The 14,453-nt window shown below is 71.1% G+C and carries 17 protein-coding genes; 2 read left to right on the top strand and 15 right to left on the bottom strand.

Translation table 11 applies throughout. The features are described 5' to 3' along the window. Positions 1 to 21 precede the first annotated feature (21 nt). The 4 genes from LMU33_RS37395 to LMU33_RS37380 form a co-directional block, all read right to left on the bottom strand. Positions 22 to 720 (bottom strand): aggregation-promoting factor C-terminal-like domain-containing protein, encoded by a 699-nt coding sequence (locus LMU33_RS37395; protein ID WP_228625890.1) that lies wholly within the window; start codon positions 718 to 720, stop codon positions 22 to 24. 401 nt (positions 721 to 1,121) lie between these two features. Next, a complete protein-coding gene (gene phoH2 / locus LMU33_RS37390) occupies positions 1,122 to 2,447 on the bottom strand; it encodes an RNA 5'-3' helicase PhoH2 (protein ID WP_228625888.1) in 1,326 nt (441 codons plus the stop codon). Positions 2,448 to 2,788: 341 nt separating this feature from the next. Continuing rightward, entirely contained in the window at positions 2,789 to 3,562 is a 774-nt protein-coding gene (locus LMU33_RS37385) for an isoprenyl transferase (protein ID WP_228625886.1), read from the bottom strand. Positions 3,563 to 4,265: 703 nt separating this feature from the next. Continuing rightward, the gene (locus LMU33_RS37380) at positions 4,266 to 5,048 is read right to left on the bottom strand and encodes a methyltransferase domain-containing protein (protein ID WP_228625884.1); all 783 of its coding nucleotides are present in this window, start codon (positions 5,046 to 5,048) and stop codon (positions 4,266 to 4,268) included. A gap of 52 nt (positions 5,049 to 5,100) precedes the next feature. On the opposite strand from LMU33_RS37380, the gene LMU33_RS37375 reads away from it, so the two are divergent. After that, positions 5,101 to 5,610, top strand: a complete 510-nt coding sequence (locus tag LMU33_RS37375) for a DinB family protein (RefSeq protein WP_228625882.1) — start codon at positions 5,101 to 5,103, stop codon at positions 5,608 to 5,610. Here LMU33_RS37375 and LMU33_RS37370 read toward each other — a convergent pair. From LMU33_RS37370 to LMU33_RS37360, 3 genes are all read right to left on the bottom strand, one after another. Next, positions 5,594 to 5,932, bottom strand: coding sequence for a hypothetical protein (locus tag LMU33_RS37370; protein WP_228625881.1), 339 nt, complete (start codon positions 5,930 to 5,932; stop codon positions 5,594 to 5,596). The genes LMU33_RS37375 and LMU33_RS37370 overlap by 17 nt on opposite strands. A 258-nt stretch (positions 5,933 to 6,190) precedes the next feature. Further along, complete coding sequence (locus tag LMU33_RS37365; protein ID WP_228625879.1) at positions 6,191 to 6,691, bottom strand: GNAT family N-acetyltransferase; 501 nt, start codon at positions 6,689 to 6,691, stop codon at positions 6,191 to 6,193. Between the two features lie 46 nt (positions 6,692 to 6,737). Further along, positions 6,738 to 7,616 (bottom strand): LLM class flavin-dependent oxidoreductase, encoded by an 879-nt coding sequence (locus tag LMU33_RS37360; RefSeq protein WP_228625877.1) that lies wholly within the window; start codon positions 7,614 to 7,616, stop codon positions 6,738 to 6,740. Positions 7,617 to 7,711: 95 nt separating this feature from the next. On the opposite strand from LMU33_RS37360, the gene LMU33_RS37355 reads away from it, so the two are divergent. Continuing rightward, positions 7,712 to 8,122: a DUF192 domain-containing protein gene (locus LMU33_RS37355; RefSeq protein ID WP_228625875.1), complete on the top strand. Its 411-nt coding sequence runs from the start codon at positions 7,712 to 7,714 to the stop codon at positions 8,120 to 8,122. 51 nt (positions 8,123 to 8,173) lie between these two features. On the opposite strand, the gene LMU33_RS37350 is transcribed toward LMU33_RS37355, so the two are convergent. The 8 genes from LMU33_RS37350 to LMU33_RS37315 form a co-directional block, all read right to left on the bottom strand. After that, positions 8,174 to 8,788, bottom strand: coding sequence for an OmpA family protein (locus LMU33_RS37350; protein ID WP_228625873.1), 615 nt, complete (start codon positions 8,786 to 8,788; stop codon positions 8,174 to 8,176). A gap of 7 nt (positions 8,789 to 8,795) precedes the next feature. Continuing rightward, positions 8,796 to 9,377, bottom strand: coding sequence for a hypothetical protein (locus LMU33_RS37345; protein ID WP_228625871.1), 582 nt, complete (start codon positions 9,375 to 9,377; stop codon positions 8,796 to 8,798). Between the two features lie 34 nt (positions 9,378 to 9,411). After that, positions 9,412 to 10,005 carry a pilus assembly protein TadG-related protein gene (locus LMU33_RS37340; RefSeq protein ID WP_228625869.1) on the bottom strand — a complete coding sequence of 198 codons (594 nt, stop codon included), beginning with the start codon at positions 10,003 to 10,005 and terminating at the stop codon, positions 9,412 to 9,414. Then, the gene (locus tag LMU33_RS37335; RefSeq protein ID WP_228625867.1) at positions 10,005 to 10,202 is read right to left on the bottom strand and encodes a Flp family type IVb pilin; all 198 of its coding nucleotides are present in this window, start codon (positions 10,200 to 10,202) and stop codon (positions 10,005 to 10,007) included. Before LMU33_RS37335 ends, LMU33_RS37340 begins: the two co-directional genes overlap by 1 nt. 131 nt (positions 10,203 to 10,333) lie before the next feature. Next, positions 10,334 to 11,089 (bottom strand): response regulator, encoded by a 756-nt coding sequence (locus LMU33_RS37330; RefSeq protein WP_228625865.1) that lies wholly within the window; start codon positions 11,087 to 11,089, stop codon positions 10,334 to 10,336. 11 nt (positions 11,090 to 11,100) lie between these two features. After that, positions 11,101 to 12,453 (bottom strand): sensor histidine kinase, encoded by a 1,353-nt coding sequence (locus LMU33_RS37325; RefSeq protein ID WP_372478136.1) that lies wholly within the window; start codon positions 12,451 to 12,453, stop codon positions 11,101 to 11,103. A gap of 150 nt (positions 12,454 to 12,603) precedes the next feature. Then, the gene (locus tag LMU33_RS37320; RefSeq protein WP_228625987.1) at positions 12,604 to 13,491 is read right to left on the bottom strand and encodes a DUF5936 domain-containing protein; all 888 of its coding nucleotides are present in this window, start codon (positions 13,489 to 13,491) and stop codon (positions 12,604 to 12,606) included. Positions 13,492 to 13,507: 16 nt separating this feature from the next. Further along, positions 13,508 to 14,452, bottom strand: coding sequence for a type II secretion system F family protein (locus LMU33_RS37315; protein ID WP_228625863.1), 945 nt, complete (start codon positions 14,450 to 14,452; stop codon positions 13,508 to 13,510). Position 14,453: the final 1 nt, after the last annotated feature.

The raw sequence follows: 14,453 nt of genomic DNA, 5'->3' as shown, positions 1-14,453 counted from the left end.
GAGGTTGAGTGGCCGACGGGCCTAGTACCAGTGGTTGGCCTGCCAGAACGACCAGGCCTGGCAGGGGCTGTGGTACCGGTCGTTCATGTAGTTGAGGCCCCATTTGATCTGGGTCGCCGGGTTGGTCCGCCAGTCGGCGCCGGCGGAGGCGTACTTGCCGGCGGGGAGAGCCTGGAAGAGACCGTAGGCACCGGAGGAGGCGTTGACCGCCTGGTAGTTCCAGCTGGACTCGTTGTTCACGATGTTGCTGAAGCACTGGAACTGGTCGGACGCCACCATCTGGCGCGCCATCGCCTGGATCTGCGCGACGCTGTAGCTGCTCTGGACGGGGAAGCTCGAGGAGTCGCGGGCGCTGTCGCGGCTGGCCGCGGACTTCGCCTCGGCGCGCGCCTTGGCCTGCTTGGCCGCCTGCTCGGCCGCCGCCTTCTTGGCGACCGCGGTCTCGGCGGCAGCCTTGCGGGCAGCCTCCTCGGCGTCCTTCTTGGCGCTCGTGTCCGCGGCGATGGCCTGGGCGTCGGCCTGCTGCGTCAGCGACGCGGACTGGACCTGGGCCTGCTGACCCGCGGGTATGTCGGCGAGGAGCGTGGTGTCGGCTGCCGTCGCCTCGGCGTCGTTGTTGTTCTGCGCGACGCTGCCCGAGGCAACTCCGACGACGCTTCCGACGGCGGTGACCGCGGTGGCCGAGGCCACTGCGAATCCCCGGACCGAAATCCGGCTCACACGGTTTCCTTCCAGCATCGCCCGCTTCGGTGACCCTGGCGGACGCAATCGTGCCCCTTGACACTGGCCTCCCAACTGCGGGGTCACGGGAGGCGCGGGCCCGGTGGGCAACTCCCCCTGCGGGGAGCGCCGCGTGGTGCTCGGGCGGCATACGACGAACTCTATGGAGTTGGTGGTGCTTCTGTGGTGCTGTACCGCTGGCGGTACAGGTGTGTCGTATGCGGGGCCTGACAGGACTGAGACTCTGCCGTAACCGGACGCCGGGTGGCAATTCTGTGTTGCGTGTGAAAGCTCACATCCCGTTTGGCCCGGGGGATTTTCGGAAAGCTCCACACGCCGAGGCGCCGCCCGGCTAGGCTCGTGGCCTTTGCCGGACGGCGCCAACTGCCGTGCGGGTGGGGTCAGATGTGGCCGTCCTCCAGCATTTCGGTCACAAGCGCCGCAATCTGGGACCTCTCGGACCGGGTCAGCGTGACGTGCGCGAAGAGCGGGTGTCCCTTGAGCTTCTCAACGACGGCGACCACTCCGTCGTAGCGGCCCACGCGCAGATTGTCCCTCTGCGCCACGTCATGGGTCAGAACAACCCGTGAATTCGCGCCGATCCGGGACAGAACGGTGAGAAGCACATTCCGTTCGAGCGACTGCGCCTCGTCCACGATCACGAACGCGTCGTGCAGCGAGCGGCCGCGGATGTGGGTGAGCGGGAGCACCTCCAGCATCCCGCGCGCGGTGACCTCCTCGATGACCTCGCGGCTGGTGACCGCCGACAGCGTGTCGAAGACGGCCTGCGCCCACGGGCTCATCTTCTCCGCCTCGCTGCCCGGCAGATAGCCCAACTCCTGCCCGCCGACCGCGTACAACGGCCGGAACACCATCACCTTCTGGTGCTGGCGGCGCTCCAGGACCGCCTCCAGGCCCGCGCACAGCGCCAGAGCCGACTTTCCGGTGCCGGCCCGGCCGCCCATCGAGACGATCCCGACCTCGGGGTCGAGCAGCAGGTCGAGCGCGATGCGCTGCTCGGCACTGCGGCCCTTGATGCCGAACGCCTCCCGGTCGCCGCGCACCAGGCGGACGTTGCCCTCGGCGGTGATGCGGCCCAGGGCCTTGCCGCGCTCGGAGTGGATGGTCAGTCCGGTGTGCACGGGCAGCTCGGCGGCCTCCGGGACGTACAGATGCCCTTCCTCGAAGAGGATGTCCACCTGCTCGCCGGAGAGCGTCAGTTCGGACATTCCGGTCCAGCCGGAGTTCTCCGTGATGGCGAGTTCGGCGCGGTACTCCTCGGCGAGGAGGCCGACGGAGGAGGCCTTGATCCTGAGCGGGAGGTCCTTCGACACGACGGTGACGTCGTACCCCTCGGCCTGCAGGTTGCGGGCGACCGCGAGGATGCGGGAGTCGTTGTCCCCCAGGCGGTAGCCGGTGGGCAGCACGCTGGGGTCCGAGTGGTTGAGCTCGACACGGACGGTGCCGCCGAGGTCCCCGATCGGAATGGGGGCATCGAGACGGCCGTGCCGGACCCGGTAGTCGTCGAGCAGGCGCAGGGCCTGTCGGGCGAAGTAGCCGAGTTCCGGATGGTGCCGCTTGGCCTCCAGTTCCGTGACCACCACGATGGGGAGCACGACCTCGTGCTCGTCGAAGCGGGTCAGGGCGTTCGGGTCGGCCAGCAGGACGCTGGTGTCGAGAACGTAGGTGCGCCGGTCTGGCTTGTGGCGCTTTGTGCTGGTCACCACGGAAGGACGTACCCCCTCGGATGAGGTCGGGGAGCGACGAAGTGGAGCTGGACCGGTGTGCGGCCCCCGCGTACGGCGGCGGGCCGTGAACCGGCCCTCCGCGGCTGCTTCCGTGCAGTGACCGCACGATCGGGCTGGTGCAAAGGGCCTCCCGGGCGGACGGCCCCGTGCCGCCCGCTGAGATCCGACACCCGTGGTTCGGGCGTCGACCTGTTTGCCTTATGCCCTCGAACATGCACCGCCATGCAAAAGCGGCCACCGGCGTACCGGTGAACTCCTCGTTACATCCACACGAATCCGGGTATCCGGAGCGCCGTCGACGGCGGGGCGTTCGGCGCGGTTCAGCCGCCGTAACGGCGGTGACGTGCGGCGTAGTCCCGCAGGGCGCGCAGGAAGTCGACCTTGCGGAAGGCGGGCCAGAAGACCTCGCAGAAGTAGTACTCGGAGTGCGCGGTCTGCCACAGCATGAATCCGGACAGCCGCTGCTCGCCGCTGGTGCGGATGACGAGGTCCGGGTCGGGCTGGTCGCCGGTGTAGAGATGACGGCCGATCATGTCGATGTCGACGGACTCGGCGAGGTCCTCCATCGCCACGCCCTTGTCGTGGGCGTCGAGCAGCATGGAGCGCACGGCGTCGGCGATCTCCTGCCGGCCGCCGTAGCCGATGGCCACGTTGACGAGTATCCCGTCGATGTGGGCGGTGGCCTCCTCGGCCTCCTTCAGGGTGCGCTGCATGCCGCCCGGCAGCAGGTCCGTCGTGCCGACGTGGTGCACGCGCCAGCGGCCGTCGGCGGCGAGCGTGCGGACGACGTCCTCGATGATGCCGAGCAGCGGGACGAGTTCGTCCTGCGGGCGGTCGAAGTTGTCCGTGGACAGCAGCCACAGGGTGACGACCTCGACGTCGGTCTCGGTGCACCAGCCGAGGAACTCCTCGATCTTTTCCGCACCGGCCCGGTGGCCGTGGACGGTGGTGGAACCGGACGCCTTCGCCCAGCGGCGGTTGCCGTCCATGATGACGCCGATGTGCTTGGGCACCTGAGCGTGGTCCAGGTGGCCCTCCACCCGGCGTGCGTAGAGCCTGACGAGCAGGCTGCGCAGGTTGTCGCGCAGGTTCACGTGGCCCTCCGGGGGTGGCGGGGGTTGGGGGTGCGGGAGGTTGTCGAGCCTACCCCCGCTGGGGGTTCGGTTCTGGCCCGGGGTTTGGGGATCGGGGGGCGCCCCTGCCGACGGGGACGCTCGTCCACAGGTGGGGACGCTCGTGGTGAGCCGGGAGGTTCCCGGAGTCCCCCCGCTGGGGCCCGGCGACGACCGGGCAAGAAAAACGGGCCGGTCCGTGGGGGGGAGACGGACCGGCCCGAGGGGGGGGTTTCCACCATAACCCTTCGTAAGGGATGGTGGGTGCATCGGCGGGACACAACTACTCTCCGGAATCATCCGGCGACGCCCCGGTGGGTGCGGAAGGCTGGATTCAGGGGTGCCGCATGGCCGATTCACAGCGGATTCCCAAGGAAAACCGATCAGATACGAAACGTTTCGGAGGGATCCGCAGAGTTTGCGCCATCTTGATGGCATCTCGGCGAGTTGCCCCGGGGTCCCCCCGACGGGCTAACCGGCCGGCGAACGATGACTTGACGGTTCCGCTACGGGGTCCGGAAAAATCATTCGGCTTCACGGCACCGCGCAGCCCCCTCCTCTGCGCGGTACCGGCCGCGCGGGTTTGCCGACGCGAATAACCTTGGTCTGAACTTATGTGACAGATGAGGCTGATGTGAACCGCACCGGATAACGATGTGGAAACCGTCGGTGAACCACGGGTGAATCAGCCCGGCTTGCGCACATCGAAGAGGTGCCGGGTGCTGTGCGCCACGAACGACCCGTCCCGCTCGATCCGCTCGTGCAGCGCGCGGAGTTGAGGCCCGTACGCCTCCGCCGTGAAGCCCGGGACCATCCACACCACCTTGCGCAGGAAGTGGACGACGGCGGCGATGTCGTGGAACTCCATCCGCAGCCGCTCCGCCCGCAGCCCGGCCACCTCCAGGCCCGCCGCCTCGGCGTCGGCCCGCTCGCGCCCGGGGTCCCGGACGAAGCGCACCTCCTCGGGCAGCGGCCCGAGGAAGTGCTCGACCAGCTCGAAGACGCTGGCCGGCCCCACATGCTGGGCGAAGTACGTGCCACCCGGCCGCAGCACCCGGGCGATCTCCTCCCAGTACGGCCGCACCGGATGCCGGCTGAGCACCAGGTCGAACGCCTCGTCGGCGAACGGCAGCGGCGCGTCGTCCGCGGCGGCGACGACCACCACCCCGCGCGGCCGCAGCAGCGCGGTGGCCTTGGCCACGTTCGGCGGCCAGCCCTCCGTCGCGGCGGCCAGCACCGGCCGGGCCGGAGCCGCCGTGGCGAGGGCGAAGTCGAACACCTCACCGCCGCCGGTCTGGATGTCGAGGGTGGCCTCGGCACCGGCCAGCCGCTCCCCCGCCGAGACGGCGTACCCCCACGAGGGCCGCTCCTCGTCCGCCCGCCCCTCGAACCAGGAGAAGTCCCACCCCTCGGTGGGTACGGCGGCGCCCTCGGCCACGAGGTCCTCGAAAGAGCGGTTCACTGACATGCCCTCCATGATCCCAGGGCGTTGGCGGCGCGGCCTGCTAATTTCCGCACCCATGACGACCCGTATGACGACGTACACCGCCGGAGAGAAGCAGACCCTCCACGCGAGCCTGGACCGGCACCGGGACGCCGTGCTGTGGAAGCTGGACGGCCTCGACGGCGAGCAGCTGCGCCGGCCGATGACACCCTCCGGCACCAACCTGCTGGGCCTGGTGAAACATCTGGCCAGTGTCGAGTACGGCTGGTTCGTGGAGACGTTCGGCGGCGAGGCCGAACCCCTGTGGTTCGACCCGCACGACGACATGCGGGTCACCCCCGAGGAGACGACCGAGCGGATCGTCGCCTTCTACGGCCGCGCCCGCGCCGCCGCCGACGCCGTCATCACCGGGCTGCCGCTGGAGGCCGAGGGCAGCCCGGCCTGGCGGGACATCACCGTGACCCTGCGCTGGACCCTGGTCCACATGGTGGAGGAGACCGCGCGGCACGCCGGCCACATGGACATCCTGCGGGAGCTGATCGACGGCGCGACCGGGGACCATCCCCCGGTCACCGGTTCACGCTGAGCGTGTCGTGGACCATCTCGTACGCCGCCCGGGCCGTGGGCGCGTCGAGACCGCCGGCGTCCAGGTGACGGCGGGCCTCGCGGGCGGCGGGGCCCTGCGGCACCAGGTCCGGCCTGTGCACGAGCCCCCACAGCGTCATCAGCAGGGCGCCGAAGCGGGCGAGCGGGTGGAGCGCACCGTCCAGCGGGCCCTCACGGGCGGCCCAGCGGGCGGCTGTCGCGCCGCCGGCCTCGGGGACGCGCTCCACTCCGCGCCAGTGCTCGTCGGCGGTGGCGTAGCCGACGTGCGGGACATGGGCGTGGATCAGCGCGCCAGCAGGCACGGCTCGAGGGTGGTGTACAGGCGGTGACCGGGGTGCCGGCGGCCGGCCGGGAGCCGGGCCAGGGCGTTGATCTCGGCGTGCGCCAGACCGGTACCGGCGAGCTGGCCCGGCGGTGCGGTGGTTCCCTGCCGCGGTTCCGCCCGGCGGCGATGCCGGTGCCCTCCGCGTCGTACAGCACGGCGCCGACGGGCCGGCCGCCGGCCCGCAGCGCCTCCCGGGCCGGCTCGAAGGGCAGGCGTCAGGGGGCTGGGATCGACCTCATCGGGGCGCCGCCGGCCCGTCGAGGACGAGGAGGATGTGCTCGTCCTCCCCGTGCCGGACCGTGCCGGCCCGCTCGAAGCCGTGTCTCTCCAGCAGGCGGACGGAGGCGGTGTTGCCGCCGAAGGGGTCGGCGTACAGGGGCCGCACAGGCTCCAGCTCCAGGAACAGGCCGAGCGCGCGGGTGCCGACGCCGCGCCCCCAGTACGGCCGCCCGAGCCAGTACCCCACGTACCGCCGCTCGTCGTCCGCCGTCCAGGAGACGACGCTCCCGGCGACCTCGCCGCCGACGGTGACCGTCCGCACGAGGCAGTCGGGATCGCCCAGCACGCGCTCCCGCCAGTGCGTGAGGAAGGCGTCCCGCGGCCGGGGCGTGAATCTCGACCGCCGGACGGCCTCCGGGTCGTGCTCATAGGCAAGCAGGACGTACAGGTCGGCGTCCGTGACGCCCCGGAGGCTCACTTCGCTGTGCTTGTCGCGCCCGTCGCGCTTGTCGGTCATGTCGGGCAGTGTGGCAGCCGCCACTGACAACGCCCCCCCTGTCAGGTCAGTCCAGCAGCGGCCGGACCTCCTCGGCGGCGAACCGCACGAACCCCTCCGGGTCGGGCTCGTCCCCGGTCGGCTGCAGCACGACGGTGTCGGCACCGGCCTCGGCGAGCCGCCGTACGGCCGCGGCGACGGCGCGCGCGTCCCCCGCCACCCCCACATCCGTGGCCGACCCCAGCCCCTCGGCGACGAGTTCGGCCCGCAGCCGGGCGTCGGCGCCGGGCCCCGTGGCGGCGAGCAGATACACGACGACCTGGTGCGGCCGCGACGCATCACCCCCTGCCTCCTTCTGCCCCTCCGCGATGAGCTGCCGGGCCTGGCGTACGCCGTCCGGGGAGGTGGCGGCGGTCAGGACCGTACCGTCGGCCTTGGCGCCGGACAGGCGGAGGGTGCGCGGCCCGGTGGCGCCGGCGAACACGGGCACGGCACCCTGCGGCGGCCAGTCGAGGCCGACGTCGTCCAGGGAGACGTACCGTCCGCGCACGGTGAGCCGTTCACCTCCCAACAGGGCGCGCAGGGCGTCGAGATGCTCGCCGAGCAGCGTCAGCGGAGAAGCGGGGCGGGCGCCGACCTGCCCCATCCAGTCCTGCACGCCATGCCCGACGACGAGGGTCGCGCGGCCCGGGAACATCCGGTGCAGGGAGGCGGACTCCATCGCGGTGAGCGCCACGTTCCTGAGGGGCACCGGCAGCAGCCCGACACCGACCCGCACCCGCTCGGTCCAGGCGAGCGCCGCGGCGGCGGTCGTCATCCCGCCCTCCCGGAAACAGTCCTCCCACAACCACAGTTCCTCAAGCCCTGCTTCATCCGCCGCGCGGGCCACCGCCCGCAGCCGCTCGGGGGGAAGCTGGGGGCGGAATACGACACCGAGTGCAGTCATGGACCTCTTCCTAGTGGGGAGGAGGCGGGGTGGCAACCGAGTTTTGTCACCGGCGAGTTGTCTGTGCCGCAGGGCCGTGGGAGGGGACAGGGGACATGGGAAGGCGCTGGCGGGACGGGTCGGGGAGACTGATCGTTCCGAGGGACGGGGACGGGGAGGCACCGAGGGACGAGGACGGCGAGAAGCCGACCGCCGCCCCGTTGACCCTCCCCCTGGAGATCGCGGCCTCCTACCGGGCCCGGACGAAGGGGCTGCTGGGGCGGGACTCGGTCGCCGGGGCGATGCTGCTGACACCGGCGAGCGGTGTGCACACGTTCGGGATGCGCATTCCCATCGACGTCGCCTACCTGGACCGCCACCTGACCGTCCTCGCCGTCCGCACCATGCCCCCGGGCCGCCTGGGCCTGCCCCGCCTGCGGGCCCGGCACGTACTGGAGGCGGAGGCGGGGGCGATGGCGTGGTGGGGGGTGCGGGTGGGCGTGCGAGTCACAGTGGAGGCGGGGTAGGGACCTCACTCCTGGTGATACCCACTCACACGAAACCGGTATCCGGGCCCGTCAGCTCTCCGAGCGCGGGAACGACACCTCGACGCGGCGGTTCTTCCTGCGGCCCTCCTCCGTGGAGTTGTCGGCGATCGGGTACTGCTCGCCGTAGCCGCGGACCTCGAAGGTGACGTTCGGGTCGTTCAGGTCCTGGTCCAGGACGGCCTGTACGGCGTTGGCGCGCTGCCTGGACAGGACGTCGCCGTGGGCGGACGAGCCGAGGTTGTCCGTGAAGCCGAAGACGCGGACCTGGGTCGCGTTCTGCTTCTTGATCTCCTCGGCGATGGTCGCGATGCGGCCCTTCGCCTCGTCGCTGAGTTTCGCGCTGTCCTTGCTGAAGAGCACCTCGGCCTGCAGTGCGAAGGTGACGTCGGCGTTGGTGTCCTCGCGCCGCTCGTCCCCGCTCTGGTCCTCCACGACCGACTTGATGTCCAGCACCTTGGGCGCGGCGAGCGTGGCGCCCTCGGGGAGCTTGAGGTCCGGGTCGGTGGGATCGACCTTCACCGGGGCGGCGGCGGAGGGCGCGGTGTCCGGGGGCTGACTCGGGTCCGTGTCGTCGGCCTGGGCCGGGGTGACCGCGAGGAGGAGGGGGACGACGGCGAGGGTGAGGGCGAGACGGGGGGTGGTCACTTCGGCCTCACCCGGAGATCTTGATGGTGGCGGAGGAGAGGGTGGGCAGTTGGAGGGTCACCTCAGTGGTGCCTGTGGGCGGCGAAGGGAACTGCATGAAGACCGGCAGCGACTGACCCGCCTTGAGCGTGCCGAGGCCGGTCGTGGTGAGCGGGCGGCCCTCTGTGTCGCGCAGTACGTAGTAGCGCTTCTTGCCCTTGGAGTCGACAAGGGTGGCTCCGCCCAGGGACGGACCGTTCTTGGTGATCTCGGTTTCATTTCCGCTGAGTGCGGACGGGATGAGCAGGTCACCGGCACCGTCGTTCTTCATCGTGCCGTTCACGGTGACGAAGCCGCCAGAATCACGTTGCACGGAGGTGATCTGGAGAAGCAGGCCGTCCGAGCCCTTCAGTTCGGCCAACGGTTGGTCCGATTGCCCCTCCTGGGCGCTCGGGCCGGAGTTGCCTCCCTGGGAAGCGGACGCGGAACTGTGCGGCTTCTTGTCGTCGCCGGCTCCTCCGCCGCAGCCGGCCACCCCGACAGCCAGACCAGCCACAACGGTCAATGCGACCATCCCCCTGCGGGCCTTCGCAGTGAACCGAATGCTCATCGCTCCGCTTCCTTCGTCATTGATCGTTCGCTCGTCAGTCGGCCAGGTGGACGTCGAAGAGGTCTTCGGGCTTCGGCAGCCCCGTCGTGTCGTCCGGCTTCAGATGCCAGACCTTGCCGTTGCAGGTGAGTGGGGGCAGCGCGTCGCCGCCGGTACCCCCGGCGGGGGGCTCGAAGGTACAGAGGGACGTGATCTCGGCGGTGGCGGAAGCCGTCGACTGGTAGTTCTCCGACCCGGGCACGACAGACCGGCCGACCGACTTGTCGGTCTGCACGTCGACCCGGTACTTCAGCAACCCCTGCGGCGAGCAGCCGTTCAGCACGGCATGGTTCTGCGTGGCGAGTTGGCCGGCCCGCAGGCACGGGCCGGGGCCGACGATCGTCGCCCTGCCCTCGAAGACGGCCTGCCACTTCGCGGGGTCGGGCAGCACCTTCACCCACTGGGCGGCGAGTTGATCACGCTCGCTCTGGGCCGCCGCGAGCGCTGCCGCGTCGGCCGCCGTCTGGGCCCCGCTGCGATTCACCGACGCCTGGCCGACCGCGAGGTAGGCCAACGCAAGAAAGAGCAGGCCTGCCACCACCGTGATGTAGATGGGGAAGGCCTGCCCTGCGTCGCGGCGTGGAGGCATCAGCCGCCGGTGACTTCGGAGATCTTGTTCCTGATCGCATCGAAGATCGTCTGCCCGATGCTCGTGCCCGTGATCGCCAACACGATCGCCACCACCACCGCAATGATGCCGAGGTACTCCACCGCGGTCTGCCCCCTGTCGCTGCGAGCAACACGGGCCTGCAGGTACGCGACGGTGGTGTTGAACCAGTTGTTCATGGTGGTCCCCTCCGGACTCGCCTCCGATCCGGAAAACGTAGGCCGGAACGCCGCGCCCGCGAGAGGGCCCCAGGGCCCAACCCCGGACCCATTCCCCTTCCCTCCGCCGTCCGCTCCCCCGGGCACCCATCTCAGGCCACCCCCAGCCACTTCGCGGCCGCCTGGGACCGGGTGGCGGTCTGGAGCTTGGCGAAGATGCGGTTGATGTGGTTCTTGACCGTCTTCTCGGAGATGAAGCAGGCGGCGGCGATCTGCTGGTTGGTCATGCCGGATGCGATGAGGTCCATGATCTCCGCCTCCCTTGTGCTCAGCCGGAAACGTGAACGGACTGACTGTCCCATGGAGGATTGCAGTTGCGAAAGAACTTGTGGTGAGTTTTTCCCTAAAAATTGAGGGACTTGGGGTTCCGTGTGTGCAGGTGCACTCGATCGTAGCGCCGACAGCAACGCCTTCGTCGCGCCCGGGGTCACATGCGGCCGCCCCTCCCGGACATCGCGCACCGCGCGCACCAGCTGCTCCGTCGTGAACTCGCCGTGCACCAGGTATCCCCCAGCCCCCAGCCGCAACGCCTCCCGCACGGTCTCCGTCTCGTGGCTGTAGGTGAGCATCATGACCGGCGCCAGCCGCACCAGGTGCGGCAATGCCGAGATTCCGTCGACTCCGGGCATGCGGACGTCGAGGAGGATGACGTCCGGGCGGTGCCGTACGGCCGCCTCGTACGCCTCCCGGCCGTCCGTCGCCTCCGCCACCACCGTGGTGTCCGCGCGGCCCGAGAGCAGCGCCGTCAGGCCCGCCCGGACCACGGGGTTGTCGTCGGCCACCAGCAGGCGCAGGGGCGGGGGAGGCGGTGGCGAGGTGGCCTCCGGCCAGGGGTCACTGTGCTGCATGGCGCCTCCTCTCAGGGTTCCCGGGATGCGGGGTCGGAGCCGTTCAAGGACGACAGGGGAACTTCCACGCGCACCTCCGTACCGCGCTCATGGCCGCCCCGGCCGATGCGGATCCGGGCGCCCGCCTGCCCGGCCCGCTCCACCATGCCGAGCAGGCCGAAGTGGCCGGAGTCGCGGAGCCGTTCGAGTGTGGTGCCGGGCGGGAGGCCCCGGCCGTCGTCGTGGATCGTGAGGCGCAGCAGACCTCCGTGCAGCGCCGCCCTCACCTCCACACGGGTCGCGCACGCGTGGCGGTGGGCGTTCTCCAGCGCTTCCGTGGTGATGGAGAGGAGGTGTCGGGCCAGGGCGGCGGGCAGAGCGGGAAGGCCGCGGTCCCGGGCCGTGTCCCGACCGCCCCTGCCTTCCCCGTCGCTGCCGTTCGGCCAGGAGCAGGTGACCCTCAGGCCCGTGCGGGCCGTGAAGTCGCGGGTCACGTCGGTCAGTTCGCGCCACACCGTCGTCCCGCCCGCGTCGAGCGCATCCGGCTGCTGCCGGCGCAGGTCCGTCAGGAGTTCCCTGGACTCCGCCGCCGCCCTGCGCGCCGAGCGGGACACCAGTTCCGCCTGTTGCCGGATGTGGTCGGGGTCGGGAGTGTCCGTCGAGGCCGTCGCCGCCAGGCCGTCCGCCGCGAGGGCCACGCCGTACAGGGTCTTGGCCACGGAGTCGTGCATCTCGCGTGCCAGCCGGGCGCGTTCCGCGCTCACCGCCTCCGCCGCCGCGAGGCGGGCCTGGACCGTCGTCAGGGCGTGGGTCGCGGCGCCGAAGCGGAGCATCAGGTTGCGCAGGGTCGAGCCCATGGCGCCGGCGATGACGCACAGGCCGGGCAGGAGAAGGGCCTCGGCGACCGGTGCGTGGCGGTCGGCCTTCAGGGTGGCGTGGACCAGGAGCAGGATCAGGGACTGGAGGGAGGCGAAACACGCCGCGCCCCGCCAGCTGTAGACCAGTCCTGCCAGGAGCGGGGTGCAGACGCTGACGTAGGCGAGGGTGGTGTCCGGGCCGGCCGAGACCAGCAGGAACGAGCCGAAGAGGGTGTCGGCGGCGAGGAGGCTGGGGTGGCGCAGCAGGAGGGGGCCGAAGCGCTCCCAGTCGCGGAAGAGGACGTAGGACACCATGAACGTGACCACCACGGCCGCGCCCACCAGGCGGGCGCCCAGGCCCGGGGCCGCGTGCAGCAGCGCGGCGGGCGCGGCCAGGGCGATCATGGCCAGGCGGAAGCCGAAGACCTGCCGGCACATCGCCTGCAGTGCACGGACCTGGATCTTCTCCGAGGGCAGTACCGCAGGGCCTACGGCATGGTCCACCGCAGGGCCGGCTCCGTCCGCCATGTCGGCCGCCGGCTTCGACCGGCCCGCACGGCCCAGAAGGCCCGCACGGCCCACCCGGTGTACGAACCGGCCGGCGGCCGCCCGCACCCGGCCGCCGCCGAAGTGCCGTCCTCCGCCGCGTCCCGTCAGTCCCGCCACCGTCACGTCCGCTCACTTCCCCGTGAGCGAGCCGAAGTCCACGCCGGAGCCGAGGATCAGGCCCGCGCCCAGCAGGAGCATCGTGGCCGGGACCATGAACGTGGTGATCATCAGTGTGGCCCTGGGCACCGCGCGCGCGGCCTTGCGGCGGGCGTTCTGGGCGTCGGTGCGGCGCATGTCCTTGGCCAGCGAGACCAGTGTGTCCACGATCGGGGCGCCCAGCTCCTCCCCCTGCTGCAGTGCCGTCACGAACATCGCCACCTGTTCCGAGTCGTTCCTCCGCCTCAGCTCCGCGAAGGCCTGGCGGCGGCTCATGCCGAGGTCCATCTGGCGGAGGGTGATGCTCAGTTCGTCCGCCCATGGGCCCTCGTACCTCGTCGCCACCCGGTCCAGGGCCTGGCGGAAGCCCAGCCCCGCGCTGACCACCACCGCCAGCACGTCCAGGAAGTCCGGCAGCGTGCGCTCGATGACGTCCTTGCGGACGCGGATCGCCGACCAGATGCCGACCTCGGTCCAGAAGGCGCCGAACAGGAGCAGGAGCACGGCCACGAACCACTGGCCCCGCAACAGGAACACCAGGCAGCCGACCGCGCCCAGCGCGCCGTAGACCGCGCGGCGGGCGGCGTAGCGGTCGATGGTCAGGCCGCCGGGGTTGCCGGCGAGGTCGATCTTGCGGCGGTACTTGGCCACCAGGCGCGGGCCCATCAGGCGCAGCACGGCGGGGGCGTAGCGCATGCCCATCCGGTCGACGACCGAGCCCACGGCGCCGGTGCGGGTGGCGCCGACCTCCAGGGCCACCGCCAGGTCACCGGGGAGTTTCGCCTCCGCGCGGTACATGCGCAGGCCGGCGAAGGCGCCCCAGACGCCGAGGCCCATCAGGAGTGCGAGCAGGAGTCCGATCACCGGGCCGCCCCCCTCACACGTCGATCCGGCTCAGGCGCCGGATGAGGACGAATCCGACGGCGTACATGGCGAACGCGATGAGCACGCAGGCCTGGCCGGCCGGTGAGCCGGTCATGCGGGCCAGCGCGCCGTCCTTGACGCCGTTCATGAGGAAGAGCGCGCCGACTCCGAGGACGGGGACGGCGTACGACGTCATGGTCACCTGGGAGAGCTGGGTGCGGATCTCGCGCCGGGTCTCCTTGCGTTCCTCCAGGGTCTCGGTCAGGTTCCGCAGGGCCGACACCACCTGGCCTCCTGCCCGGTTGGACAGGACCAGGGTCGTGACGAGGACGACCAGCTCCCGGGACGGCAGCCGGTCCGCCAGCTCGCCCAGCGCGTCGTCGAGGGAGTGGCCGATGGCCAACTGGTCGCTGACCTTGCCCAGTTCCTCGCCCGCCGGGGCCTCCAGTTCCTCCGCCGCCATGCCGATCGCGGTGCGCAGGGCGAGGCCCGCCTGGGTGGCGTTGGCCAGGATGCGGGCGAGTTCGGGGAGTTGGTTGATGAAGCGTTCGATGCGTTTCTGCCGCTGCCAGTTGAGGAACTGCACGGCCGCCCAGACGCCGAGGAGGCCGGCGATCGGGCCGAAGAAGGGGGCGAGGGTGGCCTGGCCGATCAGCCAGAGCGCGGCGACCGTGGCCAGGATGTAGACGAAGAACTCGCCCGGGGTGACGTCCAGCCCGGTCGCGGCCAGCCGGAGTTCCAGCCAGCGGCCGAGGCGGGTGCGGCGCAGTCGCCGGTCCAGGTCGCGGAAGCGGCGCCTGCGGCCGGTCGCCGGGACCGGGCCGGTGTGGGTGAGCCGGTCCACGAGGGCGGCGCGCTGGGCTCGGCCCGAGGCGTAGGCGTGCACGCCGGCCACCGCCAGGACGCAGGCCAGCAGCGTCGCACCGGTGGTGAGCTGGACGAGGGTGTGGAGTTCCATG

This window comes from Streptomyces barringtoniae, assembly GCF_020819595.1.
In the GTDB taxonomy this organism is placed as follows: domain Bacteria; phylum Actinomycetota; class Actinomycetes; order Streptomycetales; family Streptomycetaceae; genus Streptomyces; species Streptomyces barringtoniae.
The sequence above is the reverse complement of the archived record's forward strand: the minus strand, read 5'-3'. Positions and strand labels throughout refer to the sequence as shown.